This window comes from Alteromonas sp. S005 (assembly GCF_036864475.1).
In the GTDB taxonomy this organism is placed as follows: Bacteria; Pseudomonadota; Gammaproteobacteria; order Enterobacterales; family Alteromonadaceae; genus Alteromonas.
Genome location: NZ_JAZETN010000002.1, coordinates 108,175 through 128,633, shown reverse-complemented (window position 1 = coordinate 128,633; position 20,459 = coordinate 108,175). Strand labels below are relative to the sequence as shown.

Genomic DNA, 20,459 nt, shown 5'->3' with positions numbered 1-20,459 from the left:
CTTAATGACGAAGGCAGCTGTTATGTTTTAAAACGCTGTACCTGCTTCATCTTAATCAACTAATTGTTCGTTAACTGGCTACACATTAATCAATTGCCCGTGCTTTCAATTATTTGTTACACACTATTGTTAACGGTTTTACTAACTAAAAAGTAAACGTACCAAATAATGATCACATTCTATACTGTACAAGCATACAGTTTCAACCAGTGTTTTTAAATTTCGCTCAACATTCTAACTAAGTGCGTTATGGCAAAGGTAATAGCATGCTCTCGCACTTCGTCTCTATCACCACTAAACACTTTTTTAACTTGTTCTTCTTTCTGATCGCATAAAAAGCCAAACCACACTGTGCCTACTGGCTTTTCTTCGCTGCCACCGCCAGGCCCAGCGATGCCGCTTACGGTTACAACTAGCTGTGCACCGCTATTGCGTCGCACGCCTTCTGCCATTTCTTTTACCGTTTGCTTCGACACTGCGCCATATTCTTTAAGCGTCTGCTCGGTAACGCCTAATATGCTTTGCTTTGCATCATTTGAGTAGGTCACCCAAGATTGATTAAACCAGTCAGAGCTTCCCGACACACTGGTGAAAGCAAAAGCGATTCCCCCACCCGTACAGGATTCTGCACTAGATACACTCCAACCTTTTGCTCTAAGTGCATCTCCCAACACCTGAACTTGCGCAGATAATGCGCTATCAAGCTTTAAAGGGCTGGCGTTTACCATTGAATCAGTTGAAAATGTTGTGCTCATTTAGATATACCTAATTACACCTGTTGTGCTTTATCAGATCTTCGCTTGATCTTAGTGGGCGTGAGTTTATCATTTATTCCCTTTAACAGGCATTAAACCCAGCAACAAATTCGCAGAGGCATTTTTTGGAATCACATACTCCCATGATGCGCCAGTACCTAACTATTAAGGCGCAGCATCCGAATATTTTATTGTTTTATCGCATGGGCGACTTTTACGAGTTGTTTTACGACGATGCCAAAAAAGCTGCCGAGTTACTGGATATATCGCTAACAGCAAGAGGGAAATCTGGCGGCGAGCCTATCCCTATGGCGGGTGTGCCCTATCATGCGGTAGAAAGTTATCTGTCACGCTTAGTGAAAATGGGCGAGTCAGTAGCCATTTGTGAACAGGTAGGCGACCCAGCTACCAGTAAAGGCCCTGTTGAACGCGCAGTACAACGCATTGTTACGCCTGGTACAGTCACTGACGAAGCGCTGTTAGAAGAACGCCGCGACAATATTCTAGCCGCCGTTTGCGGTCACAGTATGCACTATGGTCTGGCAACTCTAGACGTTACAAGCGGTCGTTTTGTTGTGTTTGAATGCGACAGCGATGAAAACCTGCTTGCTGAAATTCAGCGCATTAACCCTGCTGAACTCCTCTATCCTGAAGGATTTGAAAGCTTAGCATTGGTTGAAAACCGCAAAGGGCTTAGACGCCGCCCTGAGTGGGAATTCGACATTGATACCGCCACAGAACAATTAAACGCACAGTTTGAAACCAAAACATTAGATGGCTTTGGAATAAAAGGCGTCACTAAAGGATTAGGCGCAGCGGGCTGCGTTTTACAATATGTAAAGGATACCCAGCGCACTGCTCTGCCTCACATTCGCCGCATTCAGACCGAGCAGCAAGACAGCCGCGTACAGCTTGATGCTGCCACCCGCAGGAACCTAGAACTTACCCATAATTTGTCAGGCGGGCAGGAAAATACGCTGTTCAGCGTGATGGATACTACCACTACGGCCATGGGTAGTCGTATGCTACAGCGCGTTATTCACTCGCCTTTGACTGATCAACATGAACTGCACAGCCGCTTAGATGCTGTTGAAACTTTCATTAACGATGACCCTGAAGATATTCGCACCGCGTTAAAGCACATTGGTGATATAGAACGTATTATGGCGCGCTTAGCCCTTCGCTCGGCGCGTCCTCGTGACTTTGCTCGCCTAAAAAATGCGTTTAATGCACTGCCTGACTTACAAGATGCTCTAGCTCGGTTCGACACAGGGCAAATCCGAAGTATTAGCGAAACCATTGGCACTTACCCTGAACTTCAAGCTCTGTTAAACGATGCCATTATCGATAACCCACCAGTGGTAATACGGGATGGCGGCGTAATTGCCGAGGGGTACAACGCCGAACTTGATGAATTGCGCAAGCTATCTCAAGGAGCTACCGACTACTTAGACGCTATGGAACAACGTGAGCGCGAGCGAACCGGCATTTCTACGCTAAAAGTGGGCTATAACAAAGTTCACGGGTTCTTTATTGAAATTAGCCGGGCGAACAGTGCATTGGCGCCCGCTGAATACATTCGAAGACAAACCCTTAAAAATACTGAACGTTATATAACGCCAGAACTTAAAGAGCACGAAGATAAAGTATTAAGTAGTCAAGGCGCTGCCCTTGCTCTTGAGAAGCAGCTTTATGAAGCTCTGTTCGACAAATTTGCTCCGTACTTAAACAACTTAATTGAAACCGCCGCGGCGCTAGCCAAATTAGACGTGCTGTGCTGTTTTGCCGAACGCGCAGTCTCCCTTGATTGGTATCGACCTCATTTGAGTCAAGATTGTGCGCTTACTTATGATGCCGGTCGCCACCCTGTGGTTGAGAATGTAATGAAAGACCCCTTCATTGCTAACCCGCTACAGCTAGACAAAGAGCGCCGCATGCTGATTATTACTGGCCCGAACATGGGCGGTAAATCGACCTATATGCGCCAAACCGCGCTCATTGCATTATTAGCCTGTATTGGCAGTTTCGTACCTGCAGAAAATGCACACATAGGAAAAGTCGATCGCATCTTTACCCGTATTGGCGCATCAGATGACTTAGCCTCAGGTCGCTCTACCTTTATGGTTGAGATGACGGAAACGGCGAATATTCTCAACAATGCCACAGAAAATTCTTTGGTATTAATGGATGAAATTGGCCGAGGTACCAGTACCTATGACGGATTGTCACTGGCATGGGCATGCGCAAGTTATTTAGCAAAGCAGCTGAATGCTTATACGCTTTTTGCCACGCATTACTTTGAACTAACTGAACTTCCGGAAACGCAACGTGGCGTAGTGAATGTGCACTTAGACGCGATGGAGTTTGAAGATACTATACGCTTCATGCATACCGTATCTGAAGGCGCGGCGAGCAAAAGCTTTGGTTTACAAGTTGCCCAACTTGCAGGCGTACCTAAGGCGGTAATAAAAGCGGCGCAACAGAAGCTTGCGGTGTTGGAATCATCACACCTTATGACCAGCACGGAAAATGGATCAGAGAAAGCCAACGATGAGGCTTTTGTAGCGAAGAGCTCGGTAAAAGGTGCAAATAAAACAAGCGCATCAGGTAAAGCTACATCAAATACCAAAGGCCAAGCTGAAATGCTGTTCCCTGATAAGCCACACCCGGTTGTAGAAGCCCTTGAAAACTTATCCCCCGATGAGTTATCACCGCGCCAAGCGCTAGACCTTATCTACACACTTAAGCGCCTGAGCCAATCTTAAAGCAAGCTTAAGCGCGTTTAAATTGCGCATCATGTGGGCAAATTGATTGTCTGCCCACATGAATTTGCGTATACTATCGCCCCGTCCAAAGTGTAGCTGGTTTTGTTCTAAACTCAGCCTATATTTACCATACAACCCAAACGTTCTAGGTTTCGCATGACAAATTATATTTTCGTCACCGGTGGTGTAGTTTCATCGCTAGGTAAAGGTATTGCTGCAGCATCGCTGGCCGCAATTCTGGAAGCTCGCGGTCTCACCGTAACCATGTTAAAACTCGACCCTTACATCAATGTCGACCCGGGCACTATGAGCCCTATCCAGCATGGTGAAGTATTTGTTACCGATGACGGCGCTGAGACCGACCTCGACCTTGGTCACTACGAGCGTTTTATTCGCACCCGCATGACAAAGCGCAACAACTTCACTACCGGCCGTGTATATGAAGAAGTGTTAAAGCGCGAGCGTCGCGGTGATTACCTTGGTGCAACTATTCAGGTTATCCCTCATATCACCAATGAAATTAAGCGCCGCGTAATTGAAGGTGCTGAAGGTCACGATGTGGCTATCGTTGAAGTGGGCGGAACCGTAGGTGACATCGAATCACAACCTTTCTTGGAAGCTATTCGTCAGCTAGGTACCGAAGTAGGCCGTGAACGCGCTATGTTCATGCACCTAACGCTAGTACCTTATATGCCAGCGTCAGGCGAAGTAAAAACTAAGCCAACTCAGCACTCGGTAAAAGAGCTGCGCTCTATTGGTATTCAGCCAGATATCCTAGTTTGTCGTTCAGTAGGTGCATTGCCGGCTAGTGAGCGCTCAAAAATCGCCTTATTCACAAACGTTGCTGACAAAGCCGTTATTTCTTTGAAAGACGTAGACAGCATTTACCGTATTCCTGCTGCACTTAAAGCACAAGGCATGGATCAGCTAGTTGTAGACCGCTTCGGTCTTGAGTGTGAAGAAGCCGACTTATCTGAGTGGGAACAAGTACTTTACGCAGAGTCAAACCCTACTGCAGAAGTTAACATTGGCATGGTAGGCAAGTATGTTGAATTACCTGACGCTTATAAGTCTGTTAATGAAGCGCTTAAGCATGCAGGCCTTAAAAACCGTCTGACTGTGAACATCCACCACATTGACTCACAAGACGTGGAAAGCAAAGGTACCCAAATTCTAGAGCAGCTAGACGCTATCTTAGTACCGGGCGGCTTTGGTGAACGCGGTATTGAAGGTAAAGTCGCAGCAGCCCGTTATGCAAGAGAAAACAAAGTACCTTACCTTGGCATTTGTTTAGGTATGCAAGTCGCGCTTATCGAATACGCACGTAATGTGGCAGGTATGGAAAACGCGAACAGTACTGAATTTAATCCAGACACACCTTATCCTGTTGTAGGTCTTATTACCGAGTGGTTAGATGCTGCGGGTACCACTGAAGTACGAACCGAAACGTCTGATTTGGGCGGTACTATGCGCTTAGGTAGTCAGCTATGCCACCTTATTGAAGGGACAAAAGTTCACGAGATGTATGGTAATGCTGAGATTTACGAGCGTCATCGTCACCGTTACGAAGTGAATAACAACCTGCGCGACCAAATCGAAGCGGCGGGATTAAAGGTAAGTGGTTTGTCCACTGACAAGCGACTTGTAGAAGTGGTGGAAATCCCTGATCATCCATGGTTTATTGCGGGCCAATTCCACCCTGAGTTCACATCAACTCCTCGGGATGGACACCCACTATTTACTGGTTTTGTAGCTGCGGCTGGCAAATACCAGAAAGAAAATCACTAATTTCTAATAAAAGGGGCGCTCTCTCCCGTTGCGCCCCATTCAATTGTTGAGGAAAAAACATGGCGAAAATTAGTCGCATTATCGGACGCGAAATCTTAGATTCACGCGGTAACCCTACTGTAGAAGCAGACGTATATTTAGAATCAGGCGTAATGGGCCGAGCTGCAGCACCATCTGGTGCCTCTACTGGTAGCCGCGAAGCATTAGAACTACGCGACGGCGACAAGTCTCGTTACCTAGGTAAAGGTGTAACAAAGGCAGTTGCAGCAGTTAACGATACCATCGCGCCAGCGCTTATCGGCAAAGATGCACTAGCACAAGCTGATATCGACGGCATCATGATTGACCTTGATGGCACAGAAAACAAAGAAACTCTTGGCGCAAACGCTATTCTTGCCGTTTCTCTTGCTGTAGCTAAAGCGGCAGCGGCAGAAAAAGGCGTAGCGCTTTACGAGCACATCGCTGACCTAAATGGTACTGCTGGTCAGTACTCAATGCCTGTACCTATGATGAATATCATCAATGGTGGTGAGCACGCTGACAACAACGTAGACATTCAAGAGTTCATGGTACAGCCAGTTGGTGCGAAGAGCTTCAAAGAAGCACTACGTATGGGTGCTGAAATCTTCCACGCACTTAAGAAAGTACTTTCTGCTAAAGGTCTTAACACGGCTGTTGGTGACGAAGGTGGTTTTGCACCTAACCTTAGCTCAAACGCTGAAGCGCTTGCTGTTATCGTTGAAGCCGTTGAAAACGCTGGCTACAAAATGAATGAAGACATCACCCTTGCACTAGACTGTGCGGCGTCTGAATTCTACAAAGAAGGCAAATATGTACTATCTGGCGAAGACAAGAGCTTCGATTCAGAAGCGTTTGGCGACTATCTTGCAGACCTTTCTTCACAGTACCCAATTGTATCAATTGAAGATGGCCTGGACGAAAGCGACTGGGACGGCTGGGCAAGCCTAACTAAAAAGATTGGTGACAAAGTACAGCTAGTTGGTGACGACTTATTTGTAACTAACACTAAAATTCTTAAGCGCGGTATTGATAACGGTATTGGTAACTCAATCCTTATCAAGTTCAACCAAATTGGTTCACTAACTGAAACTCTTAACGCTATTAAAATGGCGAAAGACGCGGGCTTTACAGCGGTTATCTCTCACCGTTCTGGCGAAACTGAAGATGCGACCATTGCTGACCTTGCAGTAGGTACAGCAGCGGGCCAAATCAAGACTGGTTCACTATGTCGTTCTGACCGTGTTGCTAAGTACAACCAATTACTTCGTATTGAAGAAGCACTTGGTGACGCAGCAACTTACAAGGGCCGTAGCGAAATCAAAGGTCAATAAGCTTAAGCCAAATGCGGTTTAGCTAGCTTTATTGAAAGGCACCAGCGTAATTCGCGGTGCCTTTTTTGTATGTGTATCACTCATTCCGCGCCCTTCAAGTAATTGACGTTCCAGGCGCTCTGCACTTCACCCTCTGCTCTTTGCTCTTTGCTCTTTGCTCTTTGCTCTTTGCTCTCTGCTTTCACCTCTCTACTCTCTGCTCTCAAACAAACTTTAAGCTCATGTCTGAGCTATCAATCAATGACATATAGATTTAGTTAACGTTTAAACATGGTGACTTAATAGCGATATGAAAGTTTCAAAACACTTTCTTCAAACAAATATTAAATAAAAGAAGCTAGTGTTTTAAAAGGGGTAAACAGCGGCGAAATGAGAACTATAAAAATCAAAAAAAAGCCCTAACTGGCGTTAGGGCTAATGCACACATCACAACCACACTTTGTGATCCAGGGTGTAGGTACTGCCGCGTGTCACGGCAGTTGTTTTACAAATTAAAAACGATAATTTGCACCTAAAGTAATTCTTCGGTCGGTCAGACCTTGGAAACAAAGAAGCGCCCCTTCGTTCACACAGTACTGCTCAACTTCAGACTCAGTAATGTTTACAGCCTCAACACCAATATTAAGGTTTTCGTTAACATCATAAGTCACGCTTGCATTCAACTGACCACGGTCAGCTTGTACTGCTGGGAAGCCCCATGGGAAGCTAGAGGTGCTACCAAAGTCATCGGTGCGATACGCTTCACGCCATGTGTAGCGCATACGAGCAGACAATCCAAACTTCTCGTAGTAAAGCGTAATGTTGTAAGCATTTTCCGACAGGTTTAGTAAGCCTTGAACTGCGCTAACCTCTTCATCGCTTCCAGTAGTAGCAGCAAAAACGTTAGCTGCACGGCTTGTCGCCGTATTCTCAGCTTCACCACCGTCAAACTCTTGAATGGTATAGTTAGCAAGAACACCAAAACCTGAAGCCCAACCTAACTCACTTTCAAAGCCAGATAAGTCGTATTGAACAGCAAACTCAATACCTTTCTGGGTTGTTTCACCGGAGTCATTAATTTTAGTCTCAGTTCCCACACATACGCCCGTACCAAGCTCTGGGCCAAACACGTTAATATCTGCGATTGGGTTGAAGATACCACCGCCTTCACAAGGGTCAGTTAGGTAGCGATAACCTGTAGTTGGATCTTCAAATGCACTTACAATTTGGTCTACGAATAGGTCTTTACGAGTTTTATGGAAAATCCCTACACTTAAAACACTGGCTTCGGCAAAATACCACTCAGCCGCTAAGTCGTAAGAAATAACTTCTTCAGGCGTTAGGTTAGGATTGCCAATAGCTACATTAGGGTTAGGACTTGTGCTAAAAGTTACCGACGTTGAAAGGTCGTTGAAATTCGGACGACGAATATCTTTGCCCGCACCAAATCTTAATACTACGTCATCAGTAACATCTGCCACTAAGTTGAAGCGAGGTAGAATGAAGTCGTAATCGCCAGTGTTAGTCACACGAGAAACCAACTCGTTACCTTCATCGTCTACGGTTATTGAGTTACCCACAGACGTTACGTCTGTTTGCAGATAGCGAACACCAAAGTTACCGCGGAACATTTCGTATTCGAAGTTAGCCTGTGCATAAAGTGCATGGGTTTCTTCTTCAATGTCAAAGAAGCCTGAAGAGCTGGCCGTGGGCGCACTTAACGAACGAGTAGAGCCATGTGCTTCCATTGCCGCTTGTAGCGTAGCTAATACTGCATCAGGGTCGGACGCTACTTGCTCTGGGTCAATCAGCAAAAAGTCACTAACATAAAGCTCTCGTCCGTCTGCATCGTTGAAGTTATCAGGTCCAGCAACCAGTAGGTCACTAAATAAGCTGCCTCGAGGACTATCTTCCATTGTACGCAAGCCAACGCTAGTACCGATATCTTCACGCTTGCTGCCCGATTTGTTGTAGCGGTAACCAAAATCTACCGACGTTATCATGGTGTCTACGAAATACGTAAAATCTACGCGGAATGCATCTTCAAAATTTTCGGTAGTGTCACGACCAATATTTACATCGCGGAGCACTACATTGTTTGGGTCCAGCAATTGCTCTACCGTTGGTGCATACTCAGCCCCCTCAGCGATACCAAATGTCAATGCGCCGCCTGTCAGGTCATAAGCAAAAGGAACATAGTTATCGTTTGCACCTCCGGCATCTAACGGCGCGTTTGGATTGATAAAGTTAAGGGTTGTATTGAAGCTTGGCGTTGTAGTATCAGATGTTGTTGATGCAACTTCCGCAAACACGCTCCACTTTTCGCCCTGCCATTCTCCACCTAGACGGAATATCTCGCTTTTAGTTACACGTGAATTAGTATCGCTTGAAAAACGCAAGTTAGGATCGTCGTCGTCGTTTTCCAAATTTACAGGGATTACGCCACGTAAAGCAGCCTGAATAGAACCTAGGTTTGTACCGCCCAGTGAACCAAAGTTGATAGTTTCAAACTCATCAGGAACAGAAATGTCATTTAGCGCACTTACACCCGATGCTTGAACACGAGAACTTTCTTGCAGGCGTTCTTGATCATTGATAATGGCGTCAAAGAAAAGCTTGGTATTATCATTTGGCGCCCACTCAATGGTACCTACAAGGTTTTTAGTTTCGTACTCAAAGTTATCGTAATCTTGAACAAAGAACTGAATAGGTAAAAAATCAAAAGATTGCGCACTTGCTACACCGCTGTCTGATGCAATCAAGTTGTCTCTGTCTGCACGAGGGCGAAACGCCGTTACGTCTTGTTGTGCGTAGCTTCCACTAATTACAACACCAATGGTGCCGTGGTCGGTATCCCAGTTATCACCAAACGTACCTGAGATACGAGGCTGAAAGTTGCTATCAGTGGTTAAGCTGCTGTTCTCACCTTGAACGCGAAACGCCGCTAACTGTTCATTAAGCTGTAAGGGTCGGATCGTCTTTAGGTTAATAGTACCACCCACTGAACCTTCGATAGTTTTAGCGTCGGGCGACTTAGTTACTTCCAAGCCAGCAATAATTGCCGCTGAAACGTCTTCAAAGTCAATACCGCTTCGACCTGCACCAGAACCAACTGTTGAAACACCGTTAATTTCTGTGCGGTTAGCATCGGTACCACGAATTTGTACGCCTGTACCAACACCCGCTTCACGAGTAATCTGAATACCTGTAATGTTCTCTAGTACTTCGGCTAAGTTCTGGTCTGGTAACTTACCAATATCTTCGGCTTCGATAACCTCAACAAGGTTGTTTTTGAAGCGTTTCTCATTCATTGCGCTAGCGAGTGACGCTCGGATTCCCGATACTTCAATGACTTCTACATCTTCGTTTTGTTTTTGTTGAGTTTCTTGCGCATGTACTGATGCGGTCAGGCTTAGTGTCGTAGCCGAAAGAACCGCAAGTGTAACCTTTGATAATTTGTGTGCCATGTGTGTTTTCCTCTTAAGGATTGAGGAATGTCTAATCACTCATTCCTTACCGCTTAATTGATCTGCAACTTACCTGCCTTGTAAACTTTCCTCACACCTACTTTACAAGACCGTTACAAAAGTAAGACAAGCCTTCATATTGGTCAACACTAAATGCTAGAAAATGGTCAAATTATTTTTTCATTTTTGGCATTACCAATAATAATTAAAGATTAATAAAGGTTTATTTCAAACAAAAATAAAGCTAAATAGCAGTTTAAATTCAGACACTTAAAATAAGAAAACTAAGACTCTACAATATCCACTACAGATTTCAGAACCAAAATAGGTTACCACTAAATTGGTAATACAGATTTCTCCATAATTAGTAGTAAGCTAACCAAATGTTAAATATGAAATTGAAATCCGTGTTTTAAATAGATCGATTCAATTAATATAATGGCTTTTGGAGTCGCTATGTGGCGCTTTCTGCTGTTTCTTGATACGGTTAATTCATAATCAAGAATATGTGCAGACAATCAATGACATCAGAGAATTCTTCCTCTCGATCTCAAACAGGCTTTTTTAGTGAATCAGGTGAGTTAGGTGGAAGCCATGCGCGGTTCACTGAGGTTTGTACCGCGCTTTATGAAAGAGAGTTATTGGCGCTGTCTCACTTGAACACACACAATGCGTCGGTCTTAAAACGTCGAATTGGCGGCTTGCCCTATCATATTCGAAGCGTAGCTCGCTTTATGGTGACCCAACCTCAATCGTCGTCGCCGCTAAAAGTCGATACCCATAATGGAAGCTGGTATGGAAAGCAGCCAAGCAAGTGCCCAGGTCTGACGCAAGATGATGAAAAATGCGTACAATGGTTTAAAAAGAACACTGACTACGGTTTAGTAGTCCCTGTACTTGTCCAAAGCATCGAAGGAATTGCAATTGAACTCGACTCCATTGATAAATTTCGAGATAACAAGGAAGGGGTTCATCTAAATAAGCATGGCTGGTTCGATATAGGCGCAGGCCAAGTAACAAAGAAACTCACGCCACAAAATACTTTTGACTCTCAACCAAATGATGAAATGTCAGAGGGTGTATTTCCATCACCGCAACTATCAAGCATTACACTTACATTGTTGAAGCCCACTAAAGCCATTATGAGTAGTGCCTGCTGCGGGCATATGTGGAATTATAAATCCAAAACTAGCCCCCGCTCCCTTTCTATGAGAGAAATGCGCTTATCTACTCATTTAAACTGGAAAAACTTTACTTCAAACCGAAAAGCAGAATAACTATTCAATTAAACAACATTAAAACCCAAAAACCAAGAAAACTCTTTTTCAATCAATCTTAGTATAAACATCCTAACCCAACATCACTTTAGACTTAAAAACCGAACACATCTAATATTCAATCACCCTATGAGTAACCTTTACCAAAACAATTTAGGATAGACATCCTAAATAATAAAAAGATAGCTTCTATACGCGAAAAATATACTCATTATCGTAAACAATGGTTGACCTCTCCCCATCACATGGGTACATTGTCGCTATCAACTTGGTCAGCAAAGAAACAATAGCAAATGCGTACTCGTTTCATTCTTCTATCTCTACTCCTTATGGCAGCCAGACTGCACGGGTAGATTGCGACCAGCGATTTAAATTTACAAAAACCCGTGCCTAGCACGGGTTTTTTTTTAACTATTCAACTGAGAGAGCGTCATGACAAATCAAGTGAAGATCTTTGATACCACATTGCGAGACGGTGAGCAGGCCTTACCTGCAAGCCTAAGTGCCAAAGAGAAATTACAGATCGCGCTGGCGCTCGAACGGTTAGGCGTAGATATTATTGAGGCGGGCTTTCCCGTGTCTTCACCAGGCGATTTCCGCTCAGTGCAAATGATTGCGAAAGAGATTAAAAACTCTGTCGTTTGTGGATTATCTCGTGCCTTGCCAAACGATATTGATGCCTGTGGTCAAGCGCTAAGCGTTGCCGAACAATTCCGAATCCATACCTTTATTGCAACGTCTGAAATTCATGTTGGTGCTAAGCTTCGTAAGTCGCAAGATGAAATTGTTGAAATGGCAGTGAAAGCGGTTAAACATGCACGTCAGTATACAGATGACGTAGAGTTTTCCTGTGAAGACGCTGGTCGTACCCACATCGACTATCTATGCCGCATGGTAGAAGCTGCGATTAATGCAGGTGCAACTACCGTTAATATCCCAGATACAGTGGGCTACACTACACCAACAGAGTTTGGCGGTATCATCCAGCAGTTATTTAACCGAGTACCTAATATCGACAAAGCCACAATCTCTGTTCACTGTCATAACGACTTAGGCTTAGCTGTTGCGAATTCATTGGCAGCCGTTGAGCAAGGTGCAAGACAGGTAGAATGTACGATTAACGGTATTGGCGAGCGTGCTGGTAATGCGTCGCTTGAAGAAATTGCGATGATCTTACAAACCCGTAAGAGCATGTTGGGCATTGACACTAATATCAATTCGACCGAAATTTCTCGAACCTCAAAGTTAGTCAGCCAGCTTTGTAACATGCCGGTTCAGGCCAACAAAGCGATTGTCGGCGCTAACGCGTTTAGCCATTCATCGGGTATTCACCAAGATGGTGTCTTAAAAGCCCAAAATACTTATGAAATTATGACGCCTGAAAGTGTGGGCATTAACAAGAACAACTTGAACCTAACCTCTCGCTCTGGCCGCCATGTAATCAAGCACCGCTTAACAGAGCTAGGCTACAAAGCAGAAGACTACGACTTAGAAGCAGTGTATGACGCCTTTTTGAAGCTAGCGGATAAGAAAGGTCAAGTATACGATTATGACCTAGAAGCTTTGTTGTTCTTCGATAAGCAGAAGCATGACCAAGCGCACTTCCAATTGCTTTACCTTCAAGCAAACTCAGGCCGTGAAATTATCCCAAGCGCTACGGTCAAAATGAAAGTGGGCGATGAAGAGATTACCCAATCGAGTATTGGAAACGGACCTGTAGATGCGGCTTATAAGGCCATTATGTCTATACTGGGTCACGAAGATTTAGAAGTTGTCGACTTTAAACTAGATTCAAAAGGTGAAGGTGCTGACGCTTTAGCGCAAGTGAGCGTTATCGCTACATATAAAGGCCGCCGTTTCCATGGGATTGGCCTTGCTACAGATATTGTGGAAGCCGGTGTTAAAGCCCTTATCTTTGTATTAAACAACACATATTTGGCCGATCAAATTGATCAGCAAAAAAATCAACAAGAACGCGTTGCAGGAGTATAAATGAGCCAGTATTCAATTGCCGTATTAGCCGGAGACGGTATCGGCCCAGAAGTTATGCAGGAAGCCAATAAGGTTTTAGATGCTGTTGAAAAGAAGTTTAACGTCACCCTGAATCGTACTGCATATCCTGTGGGTGGCTACGCCATTGATACTGAAGGCGAAGCCCTACCCTCAAAAACGCTATTGGGCTGTGAGCAAGCCGATGCAATTTTGTTTGGTAGTATTGGCGGCCCTAAATGGGACACCTTACCGTTAGAGCAACGTCCCGAGCGTGCCGCACTACTTACCCTTCGCAGTCATTTTGACCTGTTCAGCAACTTGCGCCCAGCTCGCATTTATCCGGGCCTTGAAAGCCTGTCTCCCCTTCGTGAAGACATTGCTAAATCAGGCGTAGACGTTTTAGTTGTGCGTGAGCTAACCAGCGGTATTTACTTTGGTCAGCCTAAGGGCCGAGAAGGTGAAGGCGAAGAAGAGTTCGCGTATGACACCATGCGCTATAGCAAACGTGAAATTCGCCGTATTGCTATTGCAGCGTTTGAAGCAGCACAGAAGCGTCGCGGCAAAGTGACGTCGGTGGACAAAGCCAACGTACTGGTTACTAGCCGTTTATGGCGTGAAATTGCTGAAGAAGTCGCAAAAGACTATCCAGATGTAGAGCTAGACCACATCTATATCGACAACGCCACTATGCAGATCATGAAGAACCCAGCGCAGTTCGATGTAATGCTGTGTTCAAACCTTTTTGGCGATATCGTTTCTGATGAATGCGCCATGATGACCGGCTCTATGGGCTTGTTGCCATCGGCAAGTATGAACGAAGAAGGCTTTGGCCTTTATGAGCCAGCAGGCGGTTCGGCTCCAGATATTGCTGGTCAGGGCATTGCTAACCCTATCGCACAAATTTTATCAGCCGCCATGATGCTGCGTTTCAGCATGAACTTGAATGATGCTGCTGACGCTATTGAAAAAGCAGTCGTGGCGACCCTAGAAGCAGGTGTACTTACAGGCGAATTATTACCTGCAGATAAACGCAGCCAAGCGGCAAACACGTCGCAAGTAGGCGATGAAATCGTTAAACAATTAATGGCGCAGGAGTAAAACAACCTCATGGCCAAGACCTTATATGACAAAGTGTGGCAAGCCCACATTATTGACCAAATCGGTGAAGACAGCTTAATTTATATCGACCGTCACCTAATTCACGAAGTAACGTCACCGCAGGCATTCGCTGGCCTTAATGAAAAAGGCCGTAAAGTACGACGTCCTGATCGCACGGTTGGCACCATGGATCACAGCATTTCAACCCGTTCATTGGCAATAGATGCCTGTGGACCAGCCAATGCACTTCAGCTACAAACCTTGGCAAAAAACTGTGAAGAGCACGGCATTCAGCTATTTCCAGTGGGTCACCAAAAGCAAGGTATTGTGCACGTCATGGGCCCGGAATTAGGTTTAATTCAGCCAGGCATGACAGTGGTGTGCGGTGACTCTCACACTGCAACTCACGGTGCATTTGGTGCGCTGGCGTTTGGTATTGGTACCTCTCAGGTAGAGCACGTACTGGCCACGCAAACGTTAAAACAAAGCCGCGCTAAGAGCATGCTTATAAATGTAAATGGTAAGCTTCCTGTAGGTATTACGGCAAAAGACATCATTCTTGCCATTATCGGCAAAATTGGTCACGCCGGCGCTACTGGTCATGTTATTGAGTACGCGGGTGAAGCTATCCGCGGCTTAAGCATGGAAGAGCGCATGACGGTGTGTAACATGAGTATTGAAGCTGGCGCGAAAGCTGGCCTTGTTGCACCAGACGAGAAAACCTTCGCCTACCTTGAAGGCCGCGAATACGCACCTAAGGGGCAGGACTGGGAAGACGCTGTCGCTTATTGGAAGACCCTTTATACCGAAGAGGGCGCAACCTTTGACACTGTGGTTGAACTTGAAGCGGCAGATATCGCACCTCAGGTTACGTGGGGCACCAACCCAGGCCAGGTTATTGGCGTAAACACACCGGTACCTGCCCCTGAAGACTTCAGTGACCCGATTGAAAAAGAGAGCGCAGTAAAAGCGCTTGAGTATATGGGATTAAAACCCGGTGAAAAGCTTGCTGACGTTGCAGTAAACCACGTATTTATCGGCTCATGTACTAACGGTCGTATTGAAGATATGCGCGCAGCGGCACAGATCGCCAAGCGCGGTAAAGTCGCCGATTCGGTTACCGCGATTGTCGTTCCAGGGTCAGGTAACGTTAAACGCCAAGCTGAAGCAGAAGGCTTAGATAAAATCTTTATCGATGCTGGCTTTGAGTGGCGGTTGCCAGGTTGCTCTATGTGCCTTGGTATGAACGACGACAAGCTAGTGGCAGGCGATAGATGTGCTTCTACCAGTAACCGTAACTTTGAAGGCCGTCAAGGCCGTGGTGCGCGCACTCACTTAGTAAGCCCAGCAATGGCTGCCGCAGCTGCAATTACCGGTCGCTTTGCTGACGTTAGAGATTATCAGGAGTAAGTTATGTCTGAACAAGGTTTTACACAACACACAGGCATTGCTGCGCCGCTTGATCAGGCCAATGTCGATACCGACCAAATTATTCCAAAACAGTTTCTAACTGGCGTAACGCGTGCTGGCTACGGCAAACATTTGTTTCACGACTGGCGTTATTTGGATTTAGAAGAGAAAGAGCCAAACCCAGCGTTCGCGCTGAATAAGCCTGAGCACAAAGGTGCGAGTCTGTTGCTAGCTCGCGAAAACTTTGGTTGTGGTTCAAGCCGGGAACACGCGCCGTGGGCACTTGCCGACTTTGGATTTAAAACGGTTATTGCCACCAGCTTTGCTGATATTTTTTACGGCAACTGCATTAATAATCAGCTAGTGCCTGTGGCATTATCAAGCGAGCAAATGGACGCTTTGTTTGCTGCAGTGAAGGCAGACCCAGCAACTAAGATCACCGTTGATCTTCCAGCGCAAACAGTAAGTTTTAACGATACGAGCTTCAGCTTTGATATTGCTGAACATCATAAAAACAACCTCATTAAAGGTTTAGATGCTATCGGTCAAACGCTAGAGCTTACAAGCGCTATTGAAGCCTTCGAAGATAAACAGCCCGCGTGGCTGTAAATGCAAGGGTCTTTAGCGCTTAACAAAGCCCCAGAATGACACATGGGTGCTGTCGCGAGATGGCACCCTGTTTATTTCTCTCATTTATTTCTCTCATCTATGCCTCCACCTTAACTTCGTATCAAGACGCCTAAAACCAATCCGCATAGAGAATATCAGTTCACCTGATTTGAACTATAAGCAACTTCTCGGCACATTTACACGTCATACGTTTTCTTGCGAATTCGTTAGTCCTATACTTGCGGACTCTAGCTATACTAAAGGCTAATAAACTCCTCACTTTTTTCACTGGAATATCGTACTATTCATTCCTATTGTAGTAACAAACGATGGCAACGTTGTGCCCCACAGGAGAGATAATGTTAGAACAGGTACCCATTGATGATCTGCTACCAGGAATGTACGTCAATCAAGTACTTGAGCAAACAGGCTCACTTAAAATGCGGTCTAAAGGCATTGTCAAAACCCAAGCCATTATTGATAGTCTAAAATCGAAAGGTATTTTAAGCGTCGAAGTAGATCTTGCGAAGTCCAAACTGCCCGAGCCAGCTGTGCCACCCGAGCCAGCTCAAGAAAAAGAGCCTGAAGTGACTAAACCGGTTGTTAAACCTGTCGGTCGTGATTCAATTAACGAAGCCAACGAGCTATATGACAGCGCACTTACCATACAAAGTAGTTTTTTAAAGTCGCTTAAAGACGGGGCGGTAAAAGATTTATCGCCGATGGAGTCGCTGTCTCACAGCCTCATCGAAAGTGTATTTGACAATAAAGATGCGCTGAGCTGCCTGACTATGATTAAAGATACCGACCAGTATCTTCTTGAGCACAGTATTAATTGCAGTGTACTAAGCGGTATTTTCTGTGAGTTTCTTGGCTATGACAGAGATACCACGGAGCAAGTGAGTTTAGGTGCCCTATTGATGGATATCGGCATGTCTTCCCTGCCAGACGAAATTCGCAATAACACAGGCGAATTTTCCAGTGATGATTGGGAAGTGATGAAAACCCACGTTGAAATTGGTACAGACCTAGTTGAACAGTGTGGGGATATTTCTGACCTATCGCTACGCATCATTGAAGAGCACCACGAGCGCGTTGATGGAAGCGGCTACCCCAGAGGATTGGTTGGTGACGAAATCTCAGAGTTCGCGCGTATTGCTGCCATTGTGGACGCATACGATGCCATGACATCTAACCGTGCTCACAAAAACAGTATCACGCCTACTCAGGCGCTAAAGCGACTAACTGCGACAGAGAGCTTAGACCAAGAATTGGTAAAACAATTTATTCAGTGTATTGGTGTGCACCCTGTTGGCTCCTTAGTGAGGTTAAAGAGCGGTAAATTAGGTATTGTTAGCAAAATCAACCCTAAAGACCCCGTAAGCCCTCACGTTATGACCTTTTACAGCGTTACGTCGCAGCATTTCAATGAAGTTAAGCGCATTGATTTAAGTCAGTACGACGATGAGATTGTGTCAGGCGTTCGCCCCGAAGAGTTTAGTTTGAACTTACCGAAATTCTTTAAAGAAGTATTTGTGAACCAGATACCGCTATAGCCGCATATTGCTCCATTATCGGTAACGAAAAGCACTTCACAGAGGCCCTAGATTCAGGGCCTTTTTTACGGGTCTCATACACTAATTTATTTGTGGTTATTTTCTGTGAGTGCTATGAAAACAACTACCAGTCAGTTAATGCCGCCATGGTAAAAAGTTCATCCTCGAAAGACAGGACCACACGCTGTGCTTCAATGTTTACGACCTGCACTCTATCGGCAATCCAGTCGCCCTCTCCTATTTGACGGCCATTGACTCTCACCCATCTATCGGCAGGACGAGACGCATACATATGCGCGCTAAAGTTCATAGTAGGAAGTCGTGTTAACAAGCGAACGGGTAGCTGATCTACACGGGGTAGTTCGTCTCTAACCGTTACCCTTGTTTGCCCTTCAGCGGTTGTATTATCTTGTGCCTTTGAGTCTAGCGCTTCAACGGCAGCATTAAAACGAGCCATGAGCTCTGGCGACACGGATACGTCAGATTGAGACGCAGCTTCATTTAATACTTTCCCTTCATAATTCCCTGAAGTCTCAGTTAGTCTTGAATCTGTTGAAGAGCTACGCTCATATCCACTACTTGGCTCGGCGCCAGAACGCTGGGAGACGTCATTATTGTAGCGATTCTGAGTACCTGTTGTGTTTTGGTTTGTATTTGTAATTGGGTTTGTATTTGGAACTGCACCTAAATCAGTACTTTGCGTTGCAGCTAAGTTGCCAACAGACTGGTTATTCACCATAGCGTTCGCTTGCGTGCCTTGCTGAGCTGCACCGCCGTTACTCATGTTTACATTCACCGCGGTGTTAGCAGTTTCATTTAAACCTGCGCTTTTCCCGATTCCCTGAATGTTAGAAGACACCTGTTCGCTTTTGTTGCTTGAAGTGCCTAATGCTTCATTACTACTTTGCGTGGTCGTAAGCGCTGAAGCGTCTCCGCTTGCTTCAACCTGTGACACTGGGCTTTCAGAGTCTGCCACCGGTACAGAAGAGGGTGCAGTTAGCATTGGCCACCAGCGTTTTGCTGTAGCGGCAGAAAAGCCAATGCATAAACCACCAAGAATAACGACGGCAAAAAGCGCAACTTGCTTGGTGTACAGCTTCCACGCTGACGGTAACCCTTCTACTGTGGGTAAAAACAAACTACGATTAAACTGCTCATTAAGGGATTTATCAAACGTGGCGCTTGTATCGTGCTCTCCGCGAAGCAAAGCTTGGGTTTGCGTTCTATGGTGGGTTGCCGCTGGTGCTATTTCCACGGTTTGCTCAGGGTCTATTTCGACCTCTTGCACGCCCATTTCAGACAAGCCCTGCACCATAGCATCGCTGGTCACTAAACCCGACTTTCTAATTTTAACCGGCCCGTTTTGCTTGGTGATTTGAACTATCACCATGCCGGGCGTTAGTTCTTCAATGGCAACGATATTAGACATACAAACTCCCTACCCCGTAGCCGAAAAGAATGGCCAAAACAAACGCAGATGCTAGATACCATTTACGCTGGCTTTGTACGCGCTGACTGACAATATCTTCACCTAGAATTTGCTCTGCCGCGGCCAAGAATATAGGCTTTTGCACAACCGCATGCTGCTTAGTAAAAGATAAGGTTAACGCTCGGTCGCACAGCAAATTAATTACCCTTGGGATCCCACCAGTAATTTGATGCACCGCGCGTAAGGTAGACTTACTGAAAATACTAATATCACCTTCAGCCACGCTTAAACGGTGTGCTATGTAAGCACTAACTTCTGGCGCAGTTAAGGGCAGCAGATGATAACGAGCGGTAATGCGTTGGGCCAGCTGACGTAATTCGTTACGCTTTAACAACTGCTGTAATTCAGGCTGACCTATCAATACTACCTTTAACAGCTTTTCACGATTCGTTTCCAGGTTGGTCAATAGACGAAGTTGTTCTAGTACTTCAGGCAGCAGGTGCTGCGCTTCATCAACCATTAGTACCGTATTAATGCCTGACTGATGATTCTCTGCTAACTTAGACAAAATCAAATCAGTAAAATACTTAAGGCTGGCTTTCTCAGGCGTATAGGGCAAACCTAGCTCATCACACACCGTCGCTAATAGCTCAAGAGCAGATAAAGTAGGATTTAATATCATAGCTACCTGGGTATTGTCTGGCAGCTGCTGCAACAGTTTTCTCGATACCGTTGTTTTCCCCGTGCCCACTTCTCCGGTGAGCATTACAAAACCACCGCTTTCTCTAAGGCCAAAGGTCAAATGGGCCAAAGCCTCTTTGTGCCTTGGGCTCATATACAAATAATCGGGGTTAGGCGCAATCGAAAAAGGATTGTCATTTAACCCGAAGTAGTTCAAATACATGGTTGCTGAAGAGCCTATCTGTTTTAATTTTTAACGATGATTAAACTACCAGACGCAACCTTGAAGTGAAAGCGCATA

13 protein-coding genes are annotated in these 20,459 nt (G+C 45.4%); 9 read left to right on the top strand and 4 right to left on the bottom strand.

Annotated features, from left to right (window positions below; translation table 11 throughout):
- Positions 1-215: 215 nt before the first annotated feature.
- Positions 216-755, bottom strand: a complete 540-nt coding sequence (locus tag V7R55_RS03195) for a CinA family protein (protein ID WP_334057287.1) — start codon at positions 753-755, stop codon at positions 216-218.
- Positions 756-898: 143 nt separating this feature from the next.
- Between V7R55_RS03195 and mutS the strand changes: the two genes are divergently transcribed.
- The 3 genes from mutS to eno all read left to right on the top strand — a co-directional run bounded on the left by mutS (position 899) and on the right by eno (position 6,660).
- On the top strand, positions 899-3,520 hold the full coding sequence (gene mutS, locus V7R55_RS03190; RefSeq protein WP_334057958.1) for a DNA mismatch repair protein MutS: 2,622 nt from the start codon (positions 899-901) through the stop codon (positions 3,518-3,520).
- A 156-nt stretch (positions 3,521-3,676) separates the two neighbouring features.
- Positions 3,677-5,308 carry a CTP synthase gene (locus V7R55_RS03185; RefSeq protein ID WP_334057285.1) on the top strand — a complete coding sequence of 544 codons (1,632 nt, stop codon included), beginning with the start codon at positions 3,677-3,679 and terminating at the stop codon, positions 5,306-5,308.
- A 59-nt stretch (positions 5,309-5,367) separates the two neighbouring features.
- On the top strand, positions 5,368-6,660 hold the full coding sequence (eno, locus tag V7R55_RS03180) for a phosphopyruvate hydratase (protein WP_269918844.1): 1,293 nt from the start codon (positions 5,368-5,370) through the stop codon (positions 6,658-6,660).
- A gap of 491 nt (positions 6,661-7,151) precedes the next feature.
- On the opposite strand, the gene V7R55_RS03175 is transcribed toward eno, so the two are convergent.
- Positions 7,152-10,106, bottom strand: a complete 2,955-nt coding sequence (locus V7R55_RS03175) for a TonB-dependent receptor (protein WP_334057282.1) — start codon at positions 10,104-10,106, stop codon at positions 7,152-7,154.
- 521 nt (positions 10,107-10,627) lie between these two features.
- On the opposite strand from V7R55_RS03175, the gene V7R55_RS03170 reads away from it, so the two are divergent.
- The 6 genes from V7R55_RS03170 to V7R55_RS03145 all read left to right on the top strand — a co-directional run bounded on the left by V7R55_RS03170 (position 10,628) and on the right by V7R55_RS03145 (position 18,048).
- Complete coding sequence (locus V7R55_RS03170; protein ID WP_334057280.1) at positions 10,628-11,383, top strand: hypothetical protein; 756 nt, start codon at positions 10,628-10,630, stop codon at positions 11,381-11,383.
- Positions 11,384-11,815: 432 nt separating this feature from the next.
- On the top strand, positions 11,816-13,375 hold the full coding sequence (leuA, locus tag V7R55_RS03165; RefSeq protein WP_334057278.1) for a 2-isopropylmalate synthase: 1,560 nt from the start codon (positions 11,816-11,818) through the stop codon (positions 13,373-13,375).
- A complete protein-coding gene (leuB, locus tag V7R55_RS03160) occupies positions 13,376-14,473 on the top strand; it encodes a 3-isopropylmalate dehydrogenase (protein ID WP_334057276.1) in 1,098 nt (365 codons plus the stop codon).
- Positions 14,474-14,482: 9 nt separating this feature from the next.
- Complete coding sequence (gene leuC, locus V7R55_RS03155; protein ID WP_061094370.1) at positions 14,483-15,883, top strand: 3-isopropylmalate dehydratase large subunit; 1,401 nt, start codon at positions 14,483-14,485, stop codon at positions 15,881-15,883.
- A gap of 3 nt (positions 15,884-15,886) precedes the next feature.
- Positions 15,887-16,492 (top strand): 3-isopropylmalate dehydratase small subunit, encoded by a 606-nt coding sequence (gene leuD / locus V7R55_RS03150; protein ID WP_014948483.1) that lies wholly within the window; start codon positions 15,887-15,889, stop codon positions 16,490-16,492.
- 359 nt (positions 16,493-16,851) lie between these two features.
- A complete protein-coding gene (locus tag V7R55_RS03145; protein ID WP_334057274.1) occupies positions 16,852-18,048 on the top strand; it encodes an HD-GYP domain-containing protein in 1,197 nt (398 codons plus the stop codon).
- Positions 18,049-18,172: 124 nt separating this feature from the next.
- Here V7R55_RS03145 and V7R55_RS03140 read toward each other — a convergent pair whose 3' ends face one another.
- Together V7R55_RS03140 and V7R55_RS03135 are read right to left on the bottom strand one after the other, a co-directional pair.
- Entirely contained in the window at positions 18,173-19,477 is a 1,305-nt protein-coding gene (locus V7R55_RS03140; protein ID WP_334057272.1) for a general secretion pathway protein GspB, read from the bottom strand.
- The gene (locus tag V7R55_RS03135) at positions 19,470-20,381 is read right to left on the bottom strand and encodes an ExeA family protein (RefSeq protein WP_334057270.1); all 912 of its coding nucleotides are present in this window, start codon (positions 20,379-20,381) and stop codon (positions 19,470-19,472) included. Before V7R55_RS03135 ends, V7R55_RS03140 begins: the two co-directional genes overlap by 8 nt.
- Between the last annotated feature and the right edge of the window lie 78 nt (positions 20,382-20,459).

Coding starts and splice junctions, on each gene's coding strand:
- V7R55_RS03195 (WP_334057287.1), bottom strand. CDS start 755: ATGAGCACAACATTTTCAACTGATTCAATGGTAAACGCCAGCCCTTTA.
- V7R55_RS03140 (WP_334057272.1), bottom strand. CDS start 19,477: ATGTCTAATATCGTTGCCATTGAAGAACTAACGCCCGGCATGGTGATA.
- leuB (WP_334057276.1), top strand. CDS start 13,376: ATGAGCCAGTATTCAATTGCCGTATTAGCCGGAGACGGTATCGGCCCA.
- leuD (WP_014948483.1), top strand. CDS start 15,887: ATGTCTGAACAAGGTTTTACACAACACACAGGCATTGCTGCGCCGCTT.
- V7R55_RS03175 (WP_334057282.1), bottom strand. CDS start 10,106: ATGGCACACAAATTATCAAAGGTTACACTTGCGGTTCTTTCGGCTACG.
- mutS (WP_334057958.1), top strand. CDS start 899: ATGATGCGCCAGTACCTAACTATTAAGGCGCAGCATCCGAATATTTTA.
- leuC (WP_061094370.1), top strand. CDS start 14,483: ATGGCCAAGACCTTATATGACAAAGTGTGGCAAGCCCACATTATTGAC.
- leuA (WP_334057278.1), top strand. CDS start 11,816: ATGACAAATCAAGTGAAGATCTTTGATACCACATTGCGAGACGGTGAG.
- eno (WP_269918844.1), top strand. CDS start 5,368: ATGGCGAAAATTAGTCGCATTATCGGACGCGAAATCTTAGATTCACGC.
- V7R55_RS03170 (WP_334057280.1), top strand. CDS start 10,628: ATGACATCAGAGAATTCTTCCTCTCGATCTCAAACAGGCTTTTTTAGT.
- V7R55_RS03185 (WP_334057285.1), top strand. CDS start 3,677: ATGACAAATTATATTTTCGTCACCGGTGGTGTAGTTTCATCGCTAGGT.
- V7R55_RS03145 (WP_334057274.1), top strand. CDS start 16,852: ATGTTAGAACAGGTACCCATTGATGATCTGCTACCAGGAATGTACGTC.
- V7R55_RS03135 (WP_334057270.1), bottom strand. CDS start 20,381: ATGTATTTGAACTACTTCGGGTTAAATGACAATCCTTTTTCGATTGCG.